Genomic DNA, 15245 nt, shown 5'->3' on the forward strand with positions numbered 1-15245 from the left:
CCCCTCTCCCCCCGCTACGAGCGCTATCGCGCACTGACGCTGCGCCGCCACGGCCCCATCCTCGAAATCATCATGGGCGCGGCCCAGTCGGCCAACCAGAAGCTGGCCACGGCGGACGCCAACATGCACCGCGAGCTGGCCGAGATCTGGCGCGACGTATCCGCCGACCCCGAGGTGCGCGTGGCGCTGATCCGCGGCGAGGGCAAGGGCTTCTCCGCCGGCGGCGACCTGGCGCTGGTGGAAGACATGGCCAACGACTTCGAGACCCGCACCCGCGTCTGGCACGAGGCGCGCGACCTGGTCTACAACGTCATCAACTGCGACAAGCCGGTGGTCTCAGCCATGCACGGTCCCGCCGTCGGCGCCGGGCTGGTGGCGGGCCTGCTGGCAGATATCTCGATCGCGGCCAGGAGCGCGCGCATCGTCGACGGCCATACCCGGCTGGGCGTGGCCGCCGGCGACCATGCCGCGATCGTGTGGCCGCTGCTGTGCGGAATGGCCAAGGCCAAGTACTATCTGATGCTGTGCGAGTCGGTCAGCGGCGAGGAAGCCGAGCGGATCGGCCTGGTCTCGCTGGCGGTGGAAGAGGACGAACTGGTGGCGCGCGCCTTCGAGGTGGCCAACCGGCTGGCGGCCGGGTCGCAGACCGCGATCCGCTGGACCAAGTACGCCCTCAACAACTGGCTGCGCATGGCCGGCCCCGCCTTCGACACCTCGCTGGCGCTTGAATTCATGGGCTTTGCCGGCCCCGACGTGCACGAAGGCGTGGCGAGCCTGCGCCAGAAGCGGCCGCCACAGTTCAGGTAACGACGACGCAGCCGCCGGCCCGACGGGCCCTCCTGGCCAATCCCGGGGCTGCGCCGCACACGGAGCGCTCGACCATGTTCGGACAGATTCCCGATTTCACCAACGGCTTCGACTTCATGCGCCGGCTGTGGGGCAGCGGCAGCGGCATGCCCGCCGGCATGATGCCCGGCCTGCAGGCAATGACGCCGCCGATGGACCTCGACGACCTCGACAAGCGCATTGCCGACCTGAAGGCCGTGGAGAGCTGGCTGCAACTGAACACCAACCTGCTGCGCACCACCATCCAGGGCCTGGAAGTGCAGCGCGCCACGCTGGTGGCGCTGCAGACCTTCGGCAACGCGCTGTCGCCCGAGGCCATGCAGTCCGCCATGGAAAACGTCGCGCGCGCGGCCAACACGCCCAGCGCCGCGGCGCCGGAGCGCGACGCCGGCGCGGATGCCGACAGCGGCACGCAACAAGAGCCGCCTGCCGCCGAGCGCCCGCAAGCTGCGGCAAGCGACACCGATTCCGCCTTGCCGCCCAACGCCGCGCTGTGGTGGGACCTGCTGCAACAGCAGTTCAACCAGATCGCCAGCAGCGCCGCCGCGGCCAGCATCGCCCCGTTCGGCATGGGCGGCGTGGGCGGCTTCGGCACCGCAGCCAGCCCCGACGCCGCAGCGCAAGCGGCGGCTGCAAAACCGAAGACGGACGCGCCTGGCACGGCCGCCTCCGCCGGCACGGGCAAGCCCGCCGCCAGGAAAGCGCCGGCAAAGAAGGCGCCGGCCAAAAAGGCGGCCAAGGCAAAACCGGCCAGGGACGCCGGCAACGGCGAGGACAATGGCAAGAACGGGGGCAACAACGGCGCCAACGGCAGCAGCGCAGCCTGACCGCCAGATACTCCGACAAATCGTCCACACCAACGCAATGCACCGCGAGTCCTTCCCGGCCCCCCACCCCGCGTCGCAATCCGGACCCAATCCCGCCGCCACCGCGCTGATCATGATGGGCGGCGGCGCGCGCGCCGCCTACCAGGCGGGCGTGCTGAGCGGGCTGGCGCGCATTGCCGCGCGGCACGGCAAGGGCCATGGCGCGATGCCCTTCGGCATCATCGCCGGAACCTCGGCAGGGGCGATCAACGGCGCCGGGCTGGCAATCCAGGCGGGGGACTTCCAGGCCGCCACGCAGAGCCTGGCGGCGCTGTGGCACAGCATCCATGCCGACGACGTCTACCGCACCGACGTGCTGCGCGTGGGCGTGTCGGGTGCGCGCTGGCTGTCCACGCTGGCGCTGGGCTGGGCCACGCAGCGGCGCGCGCCCCGTGCCCTGTTCGACAACACCCCGCTGGGCAGCATGCTGGGCGAGCTGTTCGAGCCCGAGCGCGTGCAGGCCAGCCTGGACAGCGGTGCGCTGCAGGCCTTCGCGGTCACCGCGCTGTCCTACAGCACCGGGCGCCACGTGACCTTCTACCAGTCGCACCACCGCATCCATCCGTGGCACCGCAGCCAGCGCATTGCGATCCCGGCGCCGATCACGGTTGACCACCTGCTGGCATCCGCGTCGATCCCGTTCCTGTTCCCGGCCATGCCGCTGGAGCTGGACGGCCACCATGAGTGGTTCGGCGACGGCACCATGCGGCAGATGTCGCCGCTGTCGCCGGCGATCCACCTGGGCGCGTCGCGCGTGCTGGCGATCGGCGCGGCCTCGCGCCAGCGCTCGGGCTGGTACGACACCATGCCGGCCGGCGGCTACCCGTCGCTGGCGCAGGTGGGCGGACAGGCGCTCGCCAGCATCTTCCTGGACGGGCTCAACGCCGACCTGGAACGGCTGCTGCATATCAACCGCCTGCTGGCGCGCATGCCGGAGCTGGCCGGCGACCGCGAGGGCTGGCGCCCGGTGCAGGTGATGACGATCTCCCCCAGCGAGCCAATCGAAGCCATTGCCGCCGAGCACCAGAAGCAGCTGCCGCGCACGGTGCGCGCCCTGCTGGCGCCACTGGGCGGCACCGAGGCGCGCGGCGCCGCCTTCGCCAGCTACCTGCTGTTCGAACCCGCCTTCACCCAGGCCCTGATGGCACTGGGCGAGCGCGATGCCGAGGCCCAGGCGGACGAGCTGGCGGCGTTCCTGTTCGGCGTCGTCCCGGGCACGCCACCGGCCGCGCTGCCGGTGGACGAACGCGCGCTTTCGCCCTGAGCACCCGCCCGCACATGGCGTCCTGCCAGGCGCCGCGGCTGGCACATTGACGCCTCGGCGCTCCGCTGATCGCCCGCAATATGCAGCCGGCTGCGCCAAACCGCGTCAAAAAGCGTTGCATTTGCCCCGATCCGGACTAAAAAAGGAGAAGAGAATAATTCGCATCTGGTAGAATCTGCCCGTAATTTCAAAGGCTTACCATGCTCTACCCCGAACTGTTCAAATCGTTGGAAGCCGTCCGCTGGCACATGGACAAGGACATCCCCTGGGACTCCTTTGACGCCAGCATGCTGACGGACGACCAGGCCAAGACCATCCGGATGAATGCGATCACGGAATGGTCCGCCCTGCCCGCGACCGAGATGTTCCTGCGCGACAACCGCCACGATTCTGATTTTTCGGCGTTCATGAGCATCTGGTTCTTTGAGGAACAGAAGCACTCGCTGGTGCTGATGGAGTACCTGCGCCGCTTCCGCCCGGACCTGGTGCCGACCGAGGAAGAACTGCACGCGGTGCGCTTCGAGTTCGACCCGGCCCCGCCGCTGGAAACCCTGATGCTGCATTTCTGCGGCGAGATCCGCCTGAACCACTGGTACCGCCGCGCCGCCGAATGGCACACGGAACCGGTGATCAAGCATATCTACCGCACCCTGTCGCAGGATGAAGCCCGCCATGGCGGCGCCTACCTGCGCTACATGAAGAAATACCTGGCGCAGTTCGGCGACAGCGCGCGCGCCGCCTTTGCCAAGATCGGCGTGCTGATGGCCTCGGCCCGCCGCACCGAGAAGCCGCTGCACCCGACCAACCTGCACGTCAACAAGGCGCTGTTCCCCAACGACACGGTGCAGTCGCGCCTGCCGGATCCGGACTGGCTCGAGCACTGGCTGGACGAGCAGATCCGCTTTGACGAAGGCTGGGAGAAGAAGGTCATCGAACGGATTCTGCACAACATGTCGCTGCTGTTCGAACGCACCTTCGAAACCGTGCAGGACCTGAACCGCTACCGCAAGGAACTGAACGCCAGCCTGCAAGGCTCGGGCGGGGCCCAGCCGGCGCAAGCCTGAGCGGCCAGTCCGGCAGCACGAAAAAAAGCCCCGCCGAAGCGGGGCTTTTCTTTTCCCTTCTTTTGCCTTGACGCATTCCCGACAAATGCGACCCGCGGCGGCGCACCGGACCTGGTCCGGCTGTGGCGGGTATTCTGCGATGCTGATTTCCTTGTCCCGGAAATTCGAGCGCCTGGCATGATAAACGAGCGAGTTGCCACGCAGGTAGTAACCGGTTACTACATCATTCCATTCCCGTCCCGCGCACTGCCGCGCTCTCGCGCGGCGGCGGCAAACCCATGCCTGGCGTCCGTTTGTCGAATAGATTTATATCCGGAAATAGAATATTTAAATCACGCCTCAATTACCCCGGCCATCAATTCGATGTAAATCCAGCATTACGAATTCATTTAATTCGTGGTGTAATGCCTAGCAATTCCGATAATATCGGAATTAGCGCCAGCCGCAGCTGGCAGCAACGCGCAGGCCGCGCATATCGACGCCGTGCGGCAGGCGCTGCAGGGCGCCTTGCGCGGCATTGCCACCGCGTCGGTGCAGCAGGCCCGGCCGGTCTCCGATCCGGCAGCCAGGGATGTCGCCAACGACGCGGCCATGAGGCTGTGCGTGACGGGGTAACCAGGACCCCGCCGCCGGCGGGGATCCCAAGAAGGGGTACCATCTCGGGCAAGCACGCCGGCTCCGACCAGGGGCCAGCCTCCACTTTCCGATGCCGACCCCATGTCCGTACCCGCTTTCGAATCCAAGCTGACCCTGCCTGACACCCCCGCCGCGCTGGCCGCGCGCATCGCCGCCTTGCCGCGCCCGCTGGTGTTCACCAATGGCGTCTTCGACATCCTGCACCGCGGCCATGCCACCTACCTGGCACAGGCGCGCGCACTGGGCGCAAGCCTGGTGGTTGGCGTCAACAGCGATGCTTCCGTAAAGATGCTGGGCAAGGGCGACGACCGTCCGCTGAACCATGAATCGGACCGCATGGCGCTGCTGGCCGCGCTGGAGTCGGTCGACCTGGTGGCGATGTTCCGCGAACAGACCCCGGTGGAACTGATCCGCCTGGTGCGCCCCGACATCTACGTCAAGGGCGGCGACTACGACATCGACACGCTGGAAGAAACCCGGCTGGTGCGCAGCTGGGGCGGGCAGGCCTACGCCATCCCCTTCCTGCACGACCGCTCGACCACCAAGCTGCTGACCAGGGTGCGCCAGGGCAGCTAAGGCAGCCCAGGGCGCTCAGGAGCAGGCCAGCACGTCCTCGGCGCCGTAGCGCTGGCGCATGGCCTCGAGCCGGGCACGCGCCGCGTGGTCGGCATCGCGCACGCGCAGCCACTGCCGCGTGAGCGGCCGCGCGGCCTCGGTCAGCATGGCGGTACGCACACCGTAGCCGCGCAGGGTATCGAGATATTGCTCGGCACGCTCGCGCTCGCGGAAGAGGCCCAGCGACACCGTATAGGTGGGGGCCTCGGGCGTGCCAGCGGTCACCAGCGAGTACTCGGTCACATTGCGCCGGCGCAGTTCGGCCAGCTTGCGCTCGGCATGCTCGCGCGTGGGCTGCGCGGGCAGATGGACCCACCAGCGCACCTGTTCCTGCCGCGCGAACGCTTCCACGCGCAGCGCGGCGGCGGCCAGGTCTTCAGTGGCGCGGCGCGCCGCCTGGGCGCTGAAGCCACCGATCTCGACGCAAGCTGCCGCCAGCGTGGCGGACGGCAGCGCGCTGCGCGGTGCGGCACCCGCCGCCGGTGCCGACGCCGGCGCCTGCACCCGCATCCGCTCCCCACGAACTTGCTGCTGCAGCCGTTGCGGTTCACGCGGGGTTTCAAACCAGCCGGCCAGCGGGTTCGCGCCGAACACCCCGAGCACCGCCCCCAGCAGCACGGCATTGGCGAGCAGCAGCAACAGCGGGACGATGCGCGGCGAGCGTGGCCGGGCGGGCTGGCCTGGGGCGGTCATGGGTCGGGGCGGATTGAGGCTGTGAGAAGTTGCGCTGCGCGCTAGTCGCCGGCCGATGCCATCGCCATCGCGTGCAGGCCGAGCAGCACCAGATTATCGTGCATCTCGAACGGCACGGCGAGCGCGCCTGCCAGCGCGCCGCGGGCACCGCCGGACAGCAGGCAGCGCACGGGGCCCGGCCCGCGCTCGCCCAGCGCACGCCAGGTGCGTTCGATGGCGCCGGCCTGCGCGGCCAGGCAGCCCGCGGCAATGGCGTCGTGCGTATTGTCGGCCCAGCGCAGGTGCGCGCCGGCCACGGTGCCGGCGTCGTCCACGTCCAGCGCCGGCAACTGCGCGGTGTTGCGCGCCAGCGTGCCCAGCATCAGCGCCAGCCCGGGCAGGATCAGGCCGCCCTCGAAGCGCGCGCTGCCATCCGCCGCGGCCGTGACGATATCCAGCGTGGTGGCAGTGCCCGCGGTCACCACCAGCAGTGTGTCGTGCGGCAGCCAGCGGTGCGCGCCGATGGCGCCGACCCAGCGGTCCACGCCCAGTTGCGTGGGCTTGCGGTAGCCGTTGGCCAGGTTGCCGTGCGCGGCGGCGCTGCGCACCCATTGCACCGGCGCACAGCCCCCGAAGGCGTCGGCCAGCGCCGCATCCACGGCGGCCGCGATCACCGGCCCGGCGACGTTGCTGATCCACACCGACGGCATCGGCCCGCTGCCGCGCAGCGCGCGCAGGTCAGCGGCCAGCGCCTGCAGCGCGCCGGCGTCGGCATGGGTAACCGCGCCGCCGTGCTGCCACGGCGTGGGCAGCGCGCCGGTGGCGGGCAGCGCCGCACCGGCTTCGCACCAGGCCCACTTGAGGCGGGTATTGCCGATATCGATCAGCAGGAGCGGCGCGCTCATGCGGTGTCTCCCTGCCCCGGCGCGGGCCGCAGCGACAGCTCGCCGCTGGCGATGCGCTCAAGCCCCGCCGGCGTTTCCAGCAGCAGGTGGCCAGCCTCGTCGACGCCGCGCGCCATGCCTTCGGCGATCACCTTGCCCTCGTGCAGCAGCCGCACCGGCTGGTCGCGGTAGGCATCGGCCGCGGACCAGCGCCGTGCCATCGGCCCGAAACCGTGCGCCAGGAACGCGATGCGCATGGCCGCCAGCCGTTCCAGCAGCGCGGCCAGCAGGCGCGGGGCATCGCGCTGCGCGTCGAAGCCGGGCATGGCCTCGGCCACGCCAGCCAGCTCGCGGCCCAGCGCCGCTTCCATCTGCGCGTCGCGCACCAGGTTCAGGCCGATGCCGATCACGGCCCAGACGCGCTGCGGCCCGGCGGGCACCGACTCGATCAGAATGCCGGCCAGCTTGCGGCCATCGATCTGGAGGTCGTTGGGCCATTTCAGCCCGATCCGTGCGCCGAGTCGCGCATCGACATCGCCCAGGGCCTCGGCCAGCGCCAGGCCCACGGCCAGGCTCAGGCCGCTCAGTTGCGCCGGCGCCAGCGCCAGCGGCAGTGCCACCGAGAAGGTCATGCCTGCCTGCCCCTGCCACGGCCGGCCCTGGCGCCCGCGCCCGGCGGTCTGGCGGTAAGCCAGGCGCAGCCTGGCGGCGTCGGTCCACGGCGCCTGGCGGCAGGCCGCGGTCAGGTCGGCATTGGTGGAGCCGGTTTCCTCCACCAGCTCCAGCGTCCAGTCGCTCAGCGCGGGCGACAGCATGCCGCGCAGCGCGCCGGCATCAATGCGCCAGTTGGCGCCGGATGGGGCGGAAGGGTCGGATGGAGTCGGAGGAACGGCGGACATGCGCGGCAAAGGGTTGGGATCGATGGCGATCGTAGAAAACACAGGCGGGGACGGGGTGCGGCCCGGGTGCCTGCGGCAGATGCCGCATTGTAGCCGCGCCGCCGCCTCGGCACGGCGCGGTCGCGCCAGCGGGGCGGGTGGCTTAGAATCGAGACTCGGCCATCACATCGCATGCCCTTGGAACGCCAGACGACGCCAGACTTCCATATCACGCGCGGGGACGGAACCGTCAGCGTAGCGCTGCGTGGCGACTGGACCGCGCTCGCCCTGGCCGGCTGCCACCAGGCGCGGCAGCTGCGCGCGCAACTGCATGAGCTGGCGCAGGCGCCAGACAGCGCGCAGTGGTCGCTGGCCGGCGTCGAGCGGCTGGACCATATCGGCGGGCAACTGCTGTGGCAGGCCTGGAACGGCGCGCTGCCGCAGCGGCTCGAGGCCAGCGAGGGCCAGCGCCGCGTGTTCGAGCGCATCGCCGCGGTGCAGAACGAGGGCTGGAAGAAGCACATGGTGGACCGCTTCAACCCGGTCACGCTGTTCGGCGCCAACGTGCTGTCGTTCGGCGCGCAACTGGGCCGCGGCGTCAGCATGCTGGGCCAGTTGACCTTCGACCTGCTGCGCTTTGCAAGCATGCCGCAACGCGGCCCCTGGCGCGAGATCTCGGCCAATATCTACAACGTGGGCTACAAGGCGCTGGGCATCACCGCGCTGGTCGGCTTCCTGATCGGCATCGTGCTGTCCTACCTGTCGGCCAACCAGCTGCGCACCTTCGGCGCCAGCACCTTTATCGTCAACATCCTGGGCATGGCGGTGATCCGCGAGCTGGGCCCGGTGCTGGCGGCGATCCTGATCGCGGGGCGCTCGGGTTCGGCCATCACCGCGCAGATCGGCGTGATGCGCGTGACCGAGGAGCTCGACGCGATGCGCGTGATGGGCATCTCGCACGGCTTCCGGCTGATCATGCCGCGCGTGATCGCGCTGGCCATCGCCATGCCGCTGCTGGTGGCGTGGACCGACGTTATGGCGCTGGCCGGTGGCATGCTGGCCGCGCGCATGCAGTTGGGCATCAGTGCCACCTTCTTCCTGCGCGAGCTGCCCGATGCGGTGCCGGTAGCCAACCTGTGGCTGGGGCTGGGCAAGGGCGTGGTGTTCGGCATCCTGATCGCGCTGACCGCATGCCACTTCGGGCTGCGCATCAAGCCAAATACGCAAAGCCTGGGCGAAGGCACCACCGCCTCGGTGGTGACCGCGATCACCATCGTGATCCTGGCCGACGCGGTCTTCGCCGTCCTGTTCAAGGACGTGGGCCTGTGAGCGCCGCGCCAGCTACCGCCACCCAGGACGGGAAGGTCCAAAAGGACCGCACCCCGGTCATCGAGGTGCGCAACCTGGTCAAGCGCTTCGGCAAGGCCATGGTGCATGACCACGTGAACCTGGACGTCTACCGCGACGAGGTGCTGTCGATCGTGGGCGGGTCCGGCAGCGGCAAGACCGTGCTGCTGCGCCAGATCGTGGGGCTGGAGCGGCCCACCTCGGGCAGCATCAAGGTGTTCGGCGAGGACCCGACCCGGCTGCGCCCGGCGCAGCTGCAGGCGCTGCGCAACCGCTGGGGGCTGCAGTTCCAGCGCGGCGCACTGTTCTCGGCGCTGTCGGTGATCGACAATATCGCGCTGCCGCTGCGTGAGCTGCGCGCGCTGCCCGACAACCTGATCTGCCAGGCCGCGCTGCTCAAGCTGCAGCTGGTGGGCCTGTCGGCGCGCGATGCCGACAAGATGCCGTCGGACCTGTCCGGCGGCATGATCAAGCGCGTGGCGCTGGCGCGCGCGCTGGCGCTGGAGCCCGAGCTGCTGTTCCTGGACGAGCCCACCGCCGGGCTGGACCCAATGGCCTCGGACGACTACGTGGCGCTGATCCGCGAACTGCGCCGCGAACTGGGCCTGACGGTGGTGATGATCACGCACGACCTGGACACGCTGGTGGCGTTGTCCGACCGCGTCGCGGTGCTGGCCGACCACAAGGTGATCGCCGCGGCGCCTATCCCTGAAGTGGTGAAGGTGGACCACCCCTTCATCCGCGAGTATTTCCTGGGCGAGCGCGCCCAGCGCGCCATGCAGGCGCTGCCGCCGCACGCGCAGCCGGATGCGCCGCCCCCTGGAGAAGCATGATGGAAAACAAGTCACACGCATTCCTTGCCGGCGTGTTCACCATCGGGCTGGCCGTGCTGGTGCTGTTCGCGATCTTCTGGTTCAGCACCGACCACGCGGTGCGCGTGCCGTATGACCTGATCACACGCTCCACCGTCAACGGCCTGCAGCCGCAGGGCGATGTGAAATACCGCGGGCTTGCGGTGGGCAAGGTCGAGTCGATCAAGTTCGACCCGCAGGTGCCGGGCCAGATCATTGTGCGCGTCAACGTCAACAAGGACACGCCGATCACGCGCACCACCTATGGCACGCTGGGCTTCCAGGGCGTGACCGGAATCGCCTACGTGCAGCTGGACGACAGCGCTACGCACGACGGCACCACGGCCTCGCCGCCGCTGCCGACCTCGCCCAAGGCGGTGGCCCGCATCGCCATGCGCCCCGGCTTCTTCGAAGAGCTGGAAAAACGCGGCGATTCGCTGCTGACACAGGTCGAGACGATGATGGCCTCGCTCAACGACATGTTCCAGGGCGCCAACCGCGCCGAGCTGATGGCCGCGATCCGCTCGGTGCGCAAGACCGCCGAGGACTACTCGCGGTTGTCCGATTCGCTGGGCCCGGCCGCCAACCGGCTGCCGAAGGTGACCGAGAACCTGAACGCCACGCTGGAATCGACCCGGCGCCTGACGCAGGAGCTGGCCAACCCCAACGGCACAGTGATGCGCACCGTCGACAGCGTCGGGCGCGACCTGCAGGGCGCGGCCTCGTCGGTGCAGTCCGCGGCGGGCACCTTCAGCGAAGAGACCCTGCCGCAGCTCAATGGCCTGGCCCGCGACGCGCGCCAGACCGCGCGCACCTTCGAGCGCGCCGCCGGCCAGTTCAACGAAAGCCCGAGCAGCGTGCTGTTCGGCGCGCCCGCGCCCGCGCCGGGTCCGGGCGAGCCGGGCTTCAGCGCGCCGTAGCGCGGCCCGCATGCCGCCCCTCACCCGATACCGCCAACCGCGAGATACCGCCGTGAACCCTGCGACCGAGATGCCACGCTTGCTCCGATCCGCGATCTCCCGCCTCCAGGCCGCCCTGCTGCTGGCCGCCGCGGGGCTGGCGCTGTCAGGCTGCGCGCTGACGCGCGGCAACGACCCCACCGTCACCTACGACCTCGGCCCGCCGGCCGCCACCACCCCCGGCAACGGGAACCCTGCGCCGGCGCGGCTGCCCAAACTGCGCGTGGCGCAGACCGATGGGCCCAACTGGCTGGATGGCAACGCCCTCTTCTACCGGCTGCAGTATGCGCAGGCGCAGCGCCTGCAGGCCTACGCCACGCAGCGCTGGGTGATGTCGCCCACGCGCCTGTTCGACGAGCGGCTGCGCGAGGCCGTGGCCGCGCGCGGCACGCTGAGCTGGTTCGGCGACAGCAGCGTGCCGGCGCTGAAGGTGGACCTGATCGAGTTCGACCAGGTGTTCGACAGCGCCACCACCAGCGAAGGCGTGGTGCGGCTGCGCGCCACGGTGTTCCAGCATGGCATGCTCGGCCAGCAGACCTTCGAGGCACGCCGGCCCGCTGCCAGCGCCGATGGCGCCGGCGGCGTGAAGGCCCTGGCCGAGGCCAGCGACGCGGTGATCGCGGCGCTGCTCGACTGGATCGGCACGCTGCAGCTAAAGTAGACACGCAAGGAGAAATGCCATGGAGCCGGCTCCCCCGCCGCCCTCCGCGCCGCCCCCGGCGGCTCAGCCAACGCCGGAAGCCACCGGCCCGCAGCACTCGCCGCTGGCCCGAGTGGGGCTGATTTGCTTCACGCTGCTGGTCGTGTACGCCAGCCTGTACCCGTTCTCGGGCTGGGTCGACAACGGCGTTTCGCCGTTTGCCTTCCTGAGCGCGCCCAAGCCGCGCTACATCACCGACTTCGACCTGCTGACCAATGTGCTGGGGTACTTCCCGTTCGGTGCGCTGGTGGTGCTGTCGCTGCATCCGCGCATGTCGGGCGGGCGCGCCACGCTGGTGGCGCTTGTGGCCGGGACGCTGCTGGCGGCCTGCATGGAGGCCTTCCAGACCTGGCTGCCAAGCCGCATCTCTTCCAATATCGACCTGATCACCAATGCGCTGGGCGCGCTGCTGGGCGGCGCGGTGGTGGCGCCGTTCACCCGGGCCCTGATCGACGACGGGCGCCTGACGCGCCTGCGCCATGCGTGGTTCGAGCCGCACGCCAGCTTTGCCATCATCCTGCTGCTGCTGTGGCCGTTTGCGCAGGTGTTTCCGCAAGAGCACCTGTTCGGCATGGGCGGCATCGTGCGCGAATGGCTGACCGACCCGGAGTCCTGGCCGATGCAGGCGCTGCAGATGGTGTTCCCGCAGCTTGAGGCCTGGCAGGACCATATCGGCCTGCGGCCCGAGGACATGCAGAGCCAGCAGTTGCTGGAATCGCTGGTGACCGCCAGCAGCTGGGTCGGCACCGGCCTGTTCGCCTCGATCGCGATGCGCCGCAGCGCGCCGATGCTGCGCATACTGGCCGGCCTGCTGGCGGCCGCGCTGCTGCTCAAGGCTACCGCGGCCGAACTGCAGTTTCCGTCCGAGAGCGCTTTTGTCTGGCTGTCCGAGGGCGGGCGCTTTGCCTTGCTGACCAGTTCGCTGGTGCTGGCGCTGCTGCTGTACCTGCCGCGCTGGCTGCGCGCGGTGCTGGCAATGGTGGCACTGATCGTGCTGGTGGTGCTGACCAATGTGCTGCCATCCAACCCCTATGCGTGGATCTCGGAGCAAGGCTGGCGCATGGGCCGCTTCATCCACTTCAACAGCCTGGCGCAATGGCTGGGCTGGCTGTGGCCGTTCCTGGCATTCTGCTATGTGATCTGGCGCTTCGAACAGGTCAGCCTGCGCCGCCATGCCAGGAAAAAAGCCGCGGCGCGCCGTGAGGCGGCCGCGGCCGGTACGCAGGAATAGCGCTGACGGGGCCTAGTGCAACTGCCCGCCTTGCTCGCGCACATCGGCGCGGGTCGACAACGCCGTCGCCACCGCCGCGCGCAATCCCTTCACCAGCGTTTCCTGCGCCAGGCTGGGCTGGCCCGGATGGCGCGCCGCCTGCTCGGGCAGGTAGGGGATATGGATAAAGCCGCCGCGCACGTCGCCATCCGGCTGCTGCGACAGCCGGTGCATCAACCCGTAGAAGACATGGTTGCAGACGAAGGTGCCGGCGGTCTGCGACACCGAGGCCGGCACGCCCGCCGCGCGCATGTCGCGCACCATCGCCTTGATCGGCAGCGTGGCAAAGTAGGCGGCCGGGCCGCCCGCGACGATGGCGGTATCGATCGGCTGGGCGCCGGCGTTGTCGGCAATGCGCGCATCGTCGACATTGATCGCCACGCGCTCCACCGACATCTCGGCGCGCCCGCCGGCCTGGCCCACGGCAATCACCAGCGCGGGCCGCAGCACGTCGACCAGCTCGCCGATGGTATCGATCGCCGCGCCGAACACGCACGGCAGCTGCCGCGCCACGATCACCGCGTCGCCCACGCGCTCGCCGTCGAGCGCGCGCACTGCCTCCCATGAGGGATTGATCGGTTCATTCTCGAACGGCTCGAAGCCGGTCAGCAGCACGGTACGCATGGCGAGGCTCCGCAGTTACATCAGGAAGTACAGCAGCGCGATATTGGCCACCAGGATCGCCAGCGCGGTCGGCACCTGCGCGCGGATCACGGCGTTCTTGTCGTCGAGTTCCAGCAGCGCCGCCGGCACGATATTGAAGTTGGCCGCCATCGGCGTCATCAGCGTGCCGCAATAGCCCGAGAACATGCCGATCGCCGCCATCACCGCCGGATTGCCGCCGAACATGCCGACCAGGATCGGCACGCCCACGCCGCCGGTCATCACCGGGAAGGCCGCGAAGCCGTTGCCCATGATCACGGTGAACAGCGCCATGCCCACGCAATAGACCGCCACCGCCACCAGCTTGTAGTCCATGTTGATATAGGCGGTGGACAGGTGCGCCACCGCCTTGCCCACGCCCGCGTCGGCGAACACCAGGCCCAGCATCGCCAGCATCTGCGGCAGCACCAGCGCCCAGCCCAGCGACTCGGTCAGCCGGCGCGACTCGCGCAGGCCCTGCGCCACGGTGTCGCGCGTGAGCCAGCACACCACCGCCAGCGAGATCAGGCAGCCGATCCCCAGCGAGACAAAGGTCACGTTCTTGGGATCGAGCAGCGGCACGCCGGCGATCTTGACGTCCTTGAACAGCATGGTGCCGATCACGGTCACCAGCGGGATCAGCAGCGCCGGGATGAACAGCCTGTTGCCCAGGCGGCGCGCGCTGGCGCGGCGTTCTTCCTCGGGCAGGCTGTGGTGCTTGCCGTGGCCGACGCCGCCGAAGCCCGCAATCAGCGCCATCACCACCGCGCCGATGCCGACCGCGGCCGGCGGCAGCCGGTCGCCGATCAGGAATACGATCGCGTACAGCAGCCAGAACAGGCCGGTGCTGAGGCGGCGCGGATGCTCGCGGTCGGCGAAGGTCATCAGCGCGGTGATCGCCAGCACCAGGCCCGCGAGCCAGTAGAGATATTCGATGGAAATGATCATGGCGGGCTCCTTACTCTGCGCTCTTGGCAGGTACGGCGGCCGCGGCGGCCTTGCCGCCCAGTTCGCGCTCGAGCCAGCGGTCCAGGCGCTTCAGGCGCACGGCGTGGATCAGGAAGGCGCAGATCGCGGTGGGGATGCCCCACACAGCAATATGCAGCGGCTCAACGTCGATGTTCGACGACAGCAGGAAGGTGTGCATCAGCGCGATCGCGCCGAAGGCCACGAAGATGTCCTCGCCAAAGAACAGGCCGACATTGTCGGTGGCGGCGCAGAACGCCAGCACGCGCTGGCGCACCGGCTCGGGCAGGTGGCCGAAGCGGTTCTCGGCCGCGCCCTCGGCCATCGGCGCCAGCAGCGGGCGCACCATCTGCGGGTGCCCGCCCAGGCTGGTCAGGCCGATCGCGGCGGTCAGCTCGCGCACGCCCAGGTAGACGATCAGCAGGCGGCCAACCGTGGCCGAGGCAATGCGCGCGATCCATGCCTGCGCATGTTCGCGCAGCCCGTGCCGCTCCAGCAGGCCGATCACGGCCAGCGGCAGCAGGATGATCAGCGGCAGGTTGCGCGCCTTGACGAAGGCGGTGCCGATCGCCGAGAAGATCTGCATCAGCGGCATCGGCGCGGCCAGCCCCGTGGCCAGCGCGGCGAGCACCACCACCAGCATGGGATTGAAGCGCAGCACGAAGCCGACAATGATGACGCCGACCCCGACAAGGGGCCAGAGATTGACTGCCTGTTCCATAAGAGACACCAAACGAGTGTGACGGAGGCGAGCGGACGGCAGCCGTGTCAGCGCACGACAGCGC

Annotated in this window: 16 protein-coding genes; 10 read left to right on the forward strand and 6 right to left on the reverse strand. The window is 69.5% G+C overall.

From position 1 onward, the window contains the following. The 5 genes from AC3WRR_RS26750 to rfaE2 form a co-directional block, all read left to right on the forward strand. A partial coding sequence (locus AC3WRR_RS26750; RefSeq protein ID WP_492298587.1) for an enoyl-CoA hydratase/isomerase family protein occupies nucleotides 1–807 on the forward strand: 807 nt, incomplete at its 5' end. 74 nt (nucleotides 808–881) lie between these two features. Beyond that, a complete protein-coding gene (gene phaM, locus AC3WRR_RS26755; RefSeq protein WP_492298588.1) occupies nucleotides 882–1673 on the forward strand; it encodes a polyhydroxybutyrate granule multifunctional regulator PhaM in 792 nt (263 codons plus the stop codon). A 37-nt stretch (nucleotides 1674–1710) separates the two neighbouring features. After that, nucleotides 1711–2976, forward strand: a complete 1266-nt coding sequence (locus tag AC3WRR_RS26760; RefSeq protein WP_010811506.1) for a patatin-like phospholipase family protein — start codon at nucleotides 1711–1713, stop codon at nucleotides 2974–2976. A gap of 200 nt (nucleotides 2977–3176) precedes the next feature. Next, complete coding sequence (locus AC3WRR_RS26765) at nucleotides 3177–4040, forward strand: ferritin family protein (protein WP_010811505.1); 864 nt, start codon at nucleotides 3177–3179, stop codon at nucleotides 4038–4040. A 717-nt stretch (nucleotides 4041–4757) separates the two neighbouring features. Beyond that, nucleotides 4758–5252: a D-glycero-beta-D-manno-heptose 1-phosphate adenylyltransferase gene (gene rfaE2, locus AC3WRR_RS26770; protein ID WP_010811504.1), complete on the forward strand. Its 495-nt coding sequence runs from the start codon at nucleotides 4758–4760 to the stop codon at nucleotides 5250–5252. Nucleotides 5253–5267: 15 nt separating this feature from the next. Here rfaE2 and AC3WRR_RS26775 read toward each other — a convergent pair whose 3' ends face one another. From AC3WRR_RS26775 to AC3WRR_RS26785, 3 genes are read right to left on the reverse strand one after another with little or no spacing between them, the layout of a single operon-like run. Then, nucleotides 5268–5984, reverse strand: coding sequence for an SPOR domain-containing protein (locus tag AC3WRR_RS26775; protein ID WP_010811503.1), 717 nt, complete (start codon nucleotides 5982–5984; stop codon nucleotides 5268–5270). Between the two features lie 41 nt (nucleotides 5985–6025). Then, a complete protein-coding gene (locus tag AC3WRR_RS26780; protein WP_439668475.1) occupies nucleotides 6026–6868 on the reverse strand; it encodes a type III pantothenate kinase in 843 nt (280 codons plus the stop codon). Then, nucleotides 6865–7746, reverse strand: coding sequence for a biotin--[acetyl-CoA-carboxylase] ligase (locus AC3WRR_RS26785; protein ID WP_037025304.1), 882 nt, complete (start codon nucleotides 7744–7746; stop codon nucleotides 6865–6867). The genes AC3WRR_RS26780 and AC3WRR_RS26785 overlap by 4 nt, the downstream gene beginning before the upstream one ends. A gap of 171 nt (nucleotides 7747–7917) precedes the next feature. On the opposite strand from AC3WRR_RS26785, the gene AC3WRR_RS26790 reads away from it, so the two are divergent. The 5 genes from AC3WRR_RS26790 to AC3WRR_RS26810 all read left to right on the forward strand — a co-directional run bounded on the left by AC3WRR_RS26790 (nucleotide 7918) and on the right by AC3WRR_RS26810 (nucleotide 12813). Beyond that, complete coding sequence (locus tag AC3WRR_RS26790) at nucleotides 7918–9054, forward strand: MlaE family ABC transporter permease (protein ID WP_492298590.1); 1137 nt, start codon at nucleotides 7918–7920, stop codon at nucleotides 9052–9054. Beyond that, nucleotides 9051–9905 carry an ABC transporter ATP-binding protein gene (locus tag AC3WRR_RS26795; RefSeq protein WP_010811499.1) on the forward strand — a complete coding sequence of 285 codons (855 nt, stop codon included), beginning with the start codon at nucleotides 9051–9053 and terminating at the stop codon, nucleotides 9903–9905. The genes AC3WRR_RS26790 and AC3WRR_RS26795 overlap by 4 nt, the downstream gene beginning before the upstream one ends. After that, entirely contained in the window at nucleotides 9902–10843 is a 942-nt protein-coding gene (locus AC3WRR_RS26800; RefSeq protein ID WP_011614365.1) for an MlaD family protein, read from the forward strand. Before AC3WRR_RS26795 ends, AC3WRR_RS26800 begins: the two co-directional genes overlap by 4 nt. A 70-nt stretch (nucleotides 10844–10913) precedes the next feature. After that, entirely contained in the window at nucleotides 10914–11543 is a 630-nt protein-coding gene (locus AC3WRR_RS26805) for an ABC-type transport auxiliary lipoprotein family protein (RefSeq protein WP_231881374.1), read from the forward strand. 19 nt (nucleotides 11544–11562) lie between these two features. After that, nucleotides 11563–12813, forward strand: coding sequence for a VanZ family protein (locus tag AC3WRR_RS26810; RefSeq protein ID WP_011614363.1), 1251 nt, complete (start codon nucleotides 11563–11565; stop codon nucleotides 12811–12813). A 12-nt stretch (nucleotides 12814–12825) separates the two neighbouring features. On the opposite strand, the gene pcp is transcribed toward AC3WRR_RS26810, so the two are convergent. Genes pcp through AC3WRR_RS26825 form a run of 3 tightly spaced genes read right to left on the reverse strand, consistent with a single transcriptional unit; the run spans nucleotide 12826 to nucleotide 15181 of the window. After that, entirely contained in the window at nucleotides 12826–13476 is a 651-nt protein-coding gene (gene pcp / locus AC3WRR_RS26815) for a pyroglutamyl-peptidase I (RefSeq protein ID WP_010811495.1), read from the reverse strand. Between the two features lie 15 nt (nucleotides 13477–13491). After that, entirely contained in the window at nucleotides 13492–14442 is a 951-nt protein-coding gene (locus AC3WRR_RS26820) for a DUF979 domain-containing protein (RefSeq protein WP_010811494.1), read from the reverse strand. A 10-nt stretch (nucleotides 14443–14452) separates the two neighbouring features. Further along, nucleotides 14453–15181, reverse strand: a complete 729-nt coding sequence (locus tag AC3WRR_RS26825) for a DUF969 domain-containing protein (RefSeq protein ID WP_010811493.1) — start codon at nucleotides 15179–15181, stop codon at nucleotides 14453–14455. Nucleotides 15182–15245 lie beyond the last annotated feature (64 nt).

The organism is Cupriavidus sp. FW305-3-2-15-C-LB2, assembly GCF_058787575.1.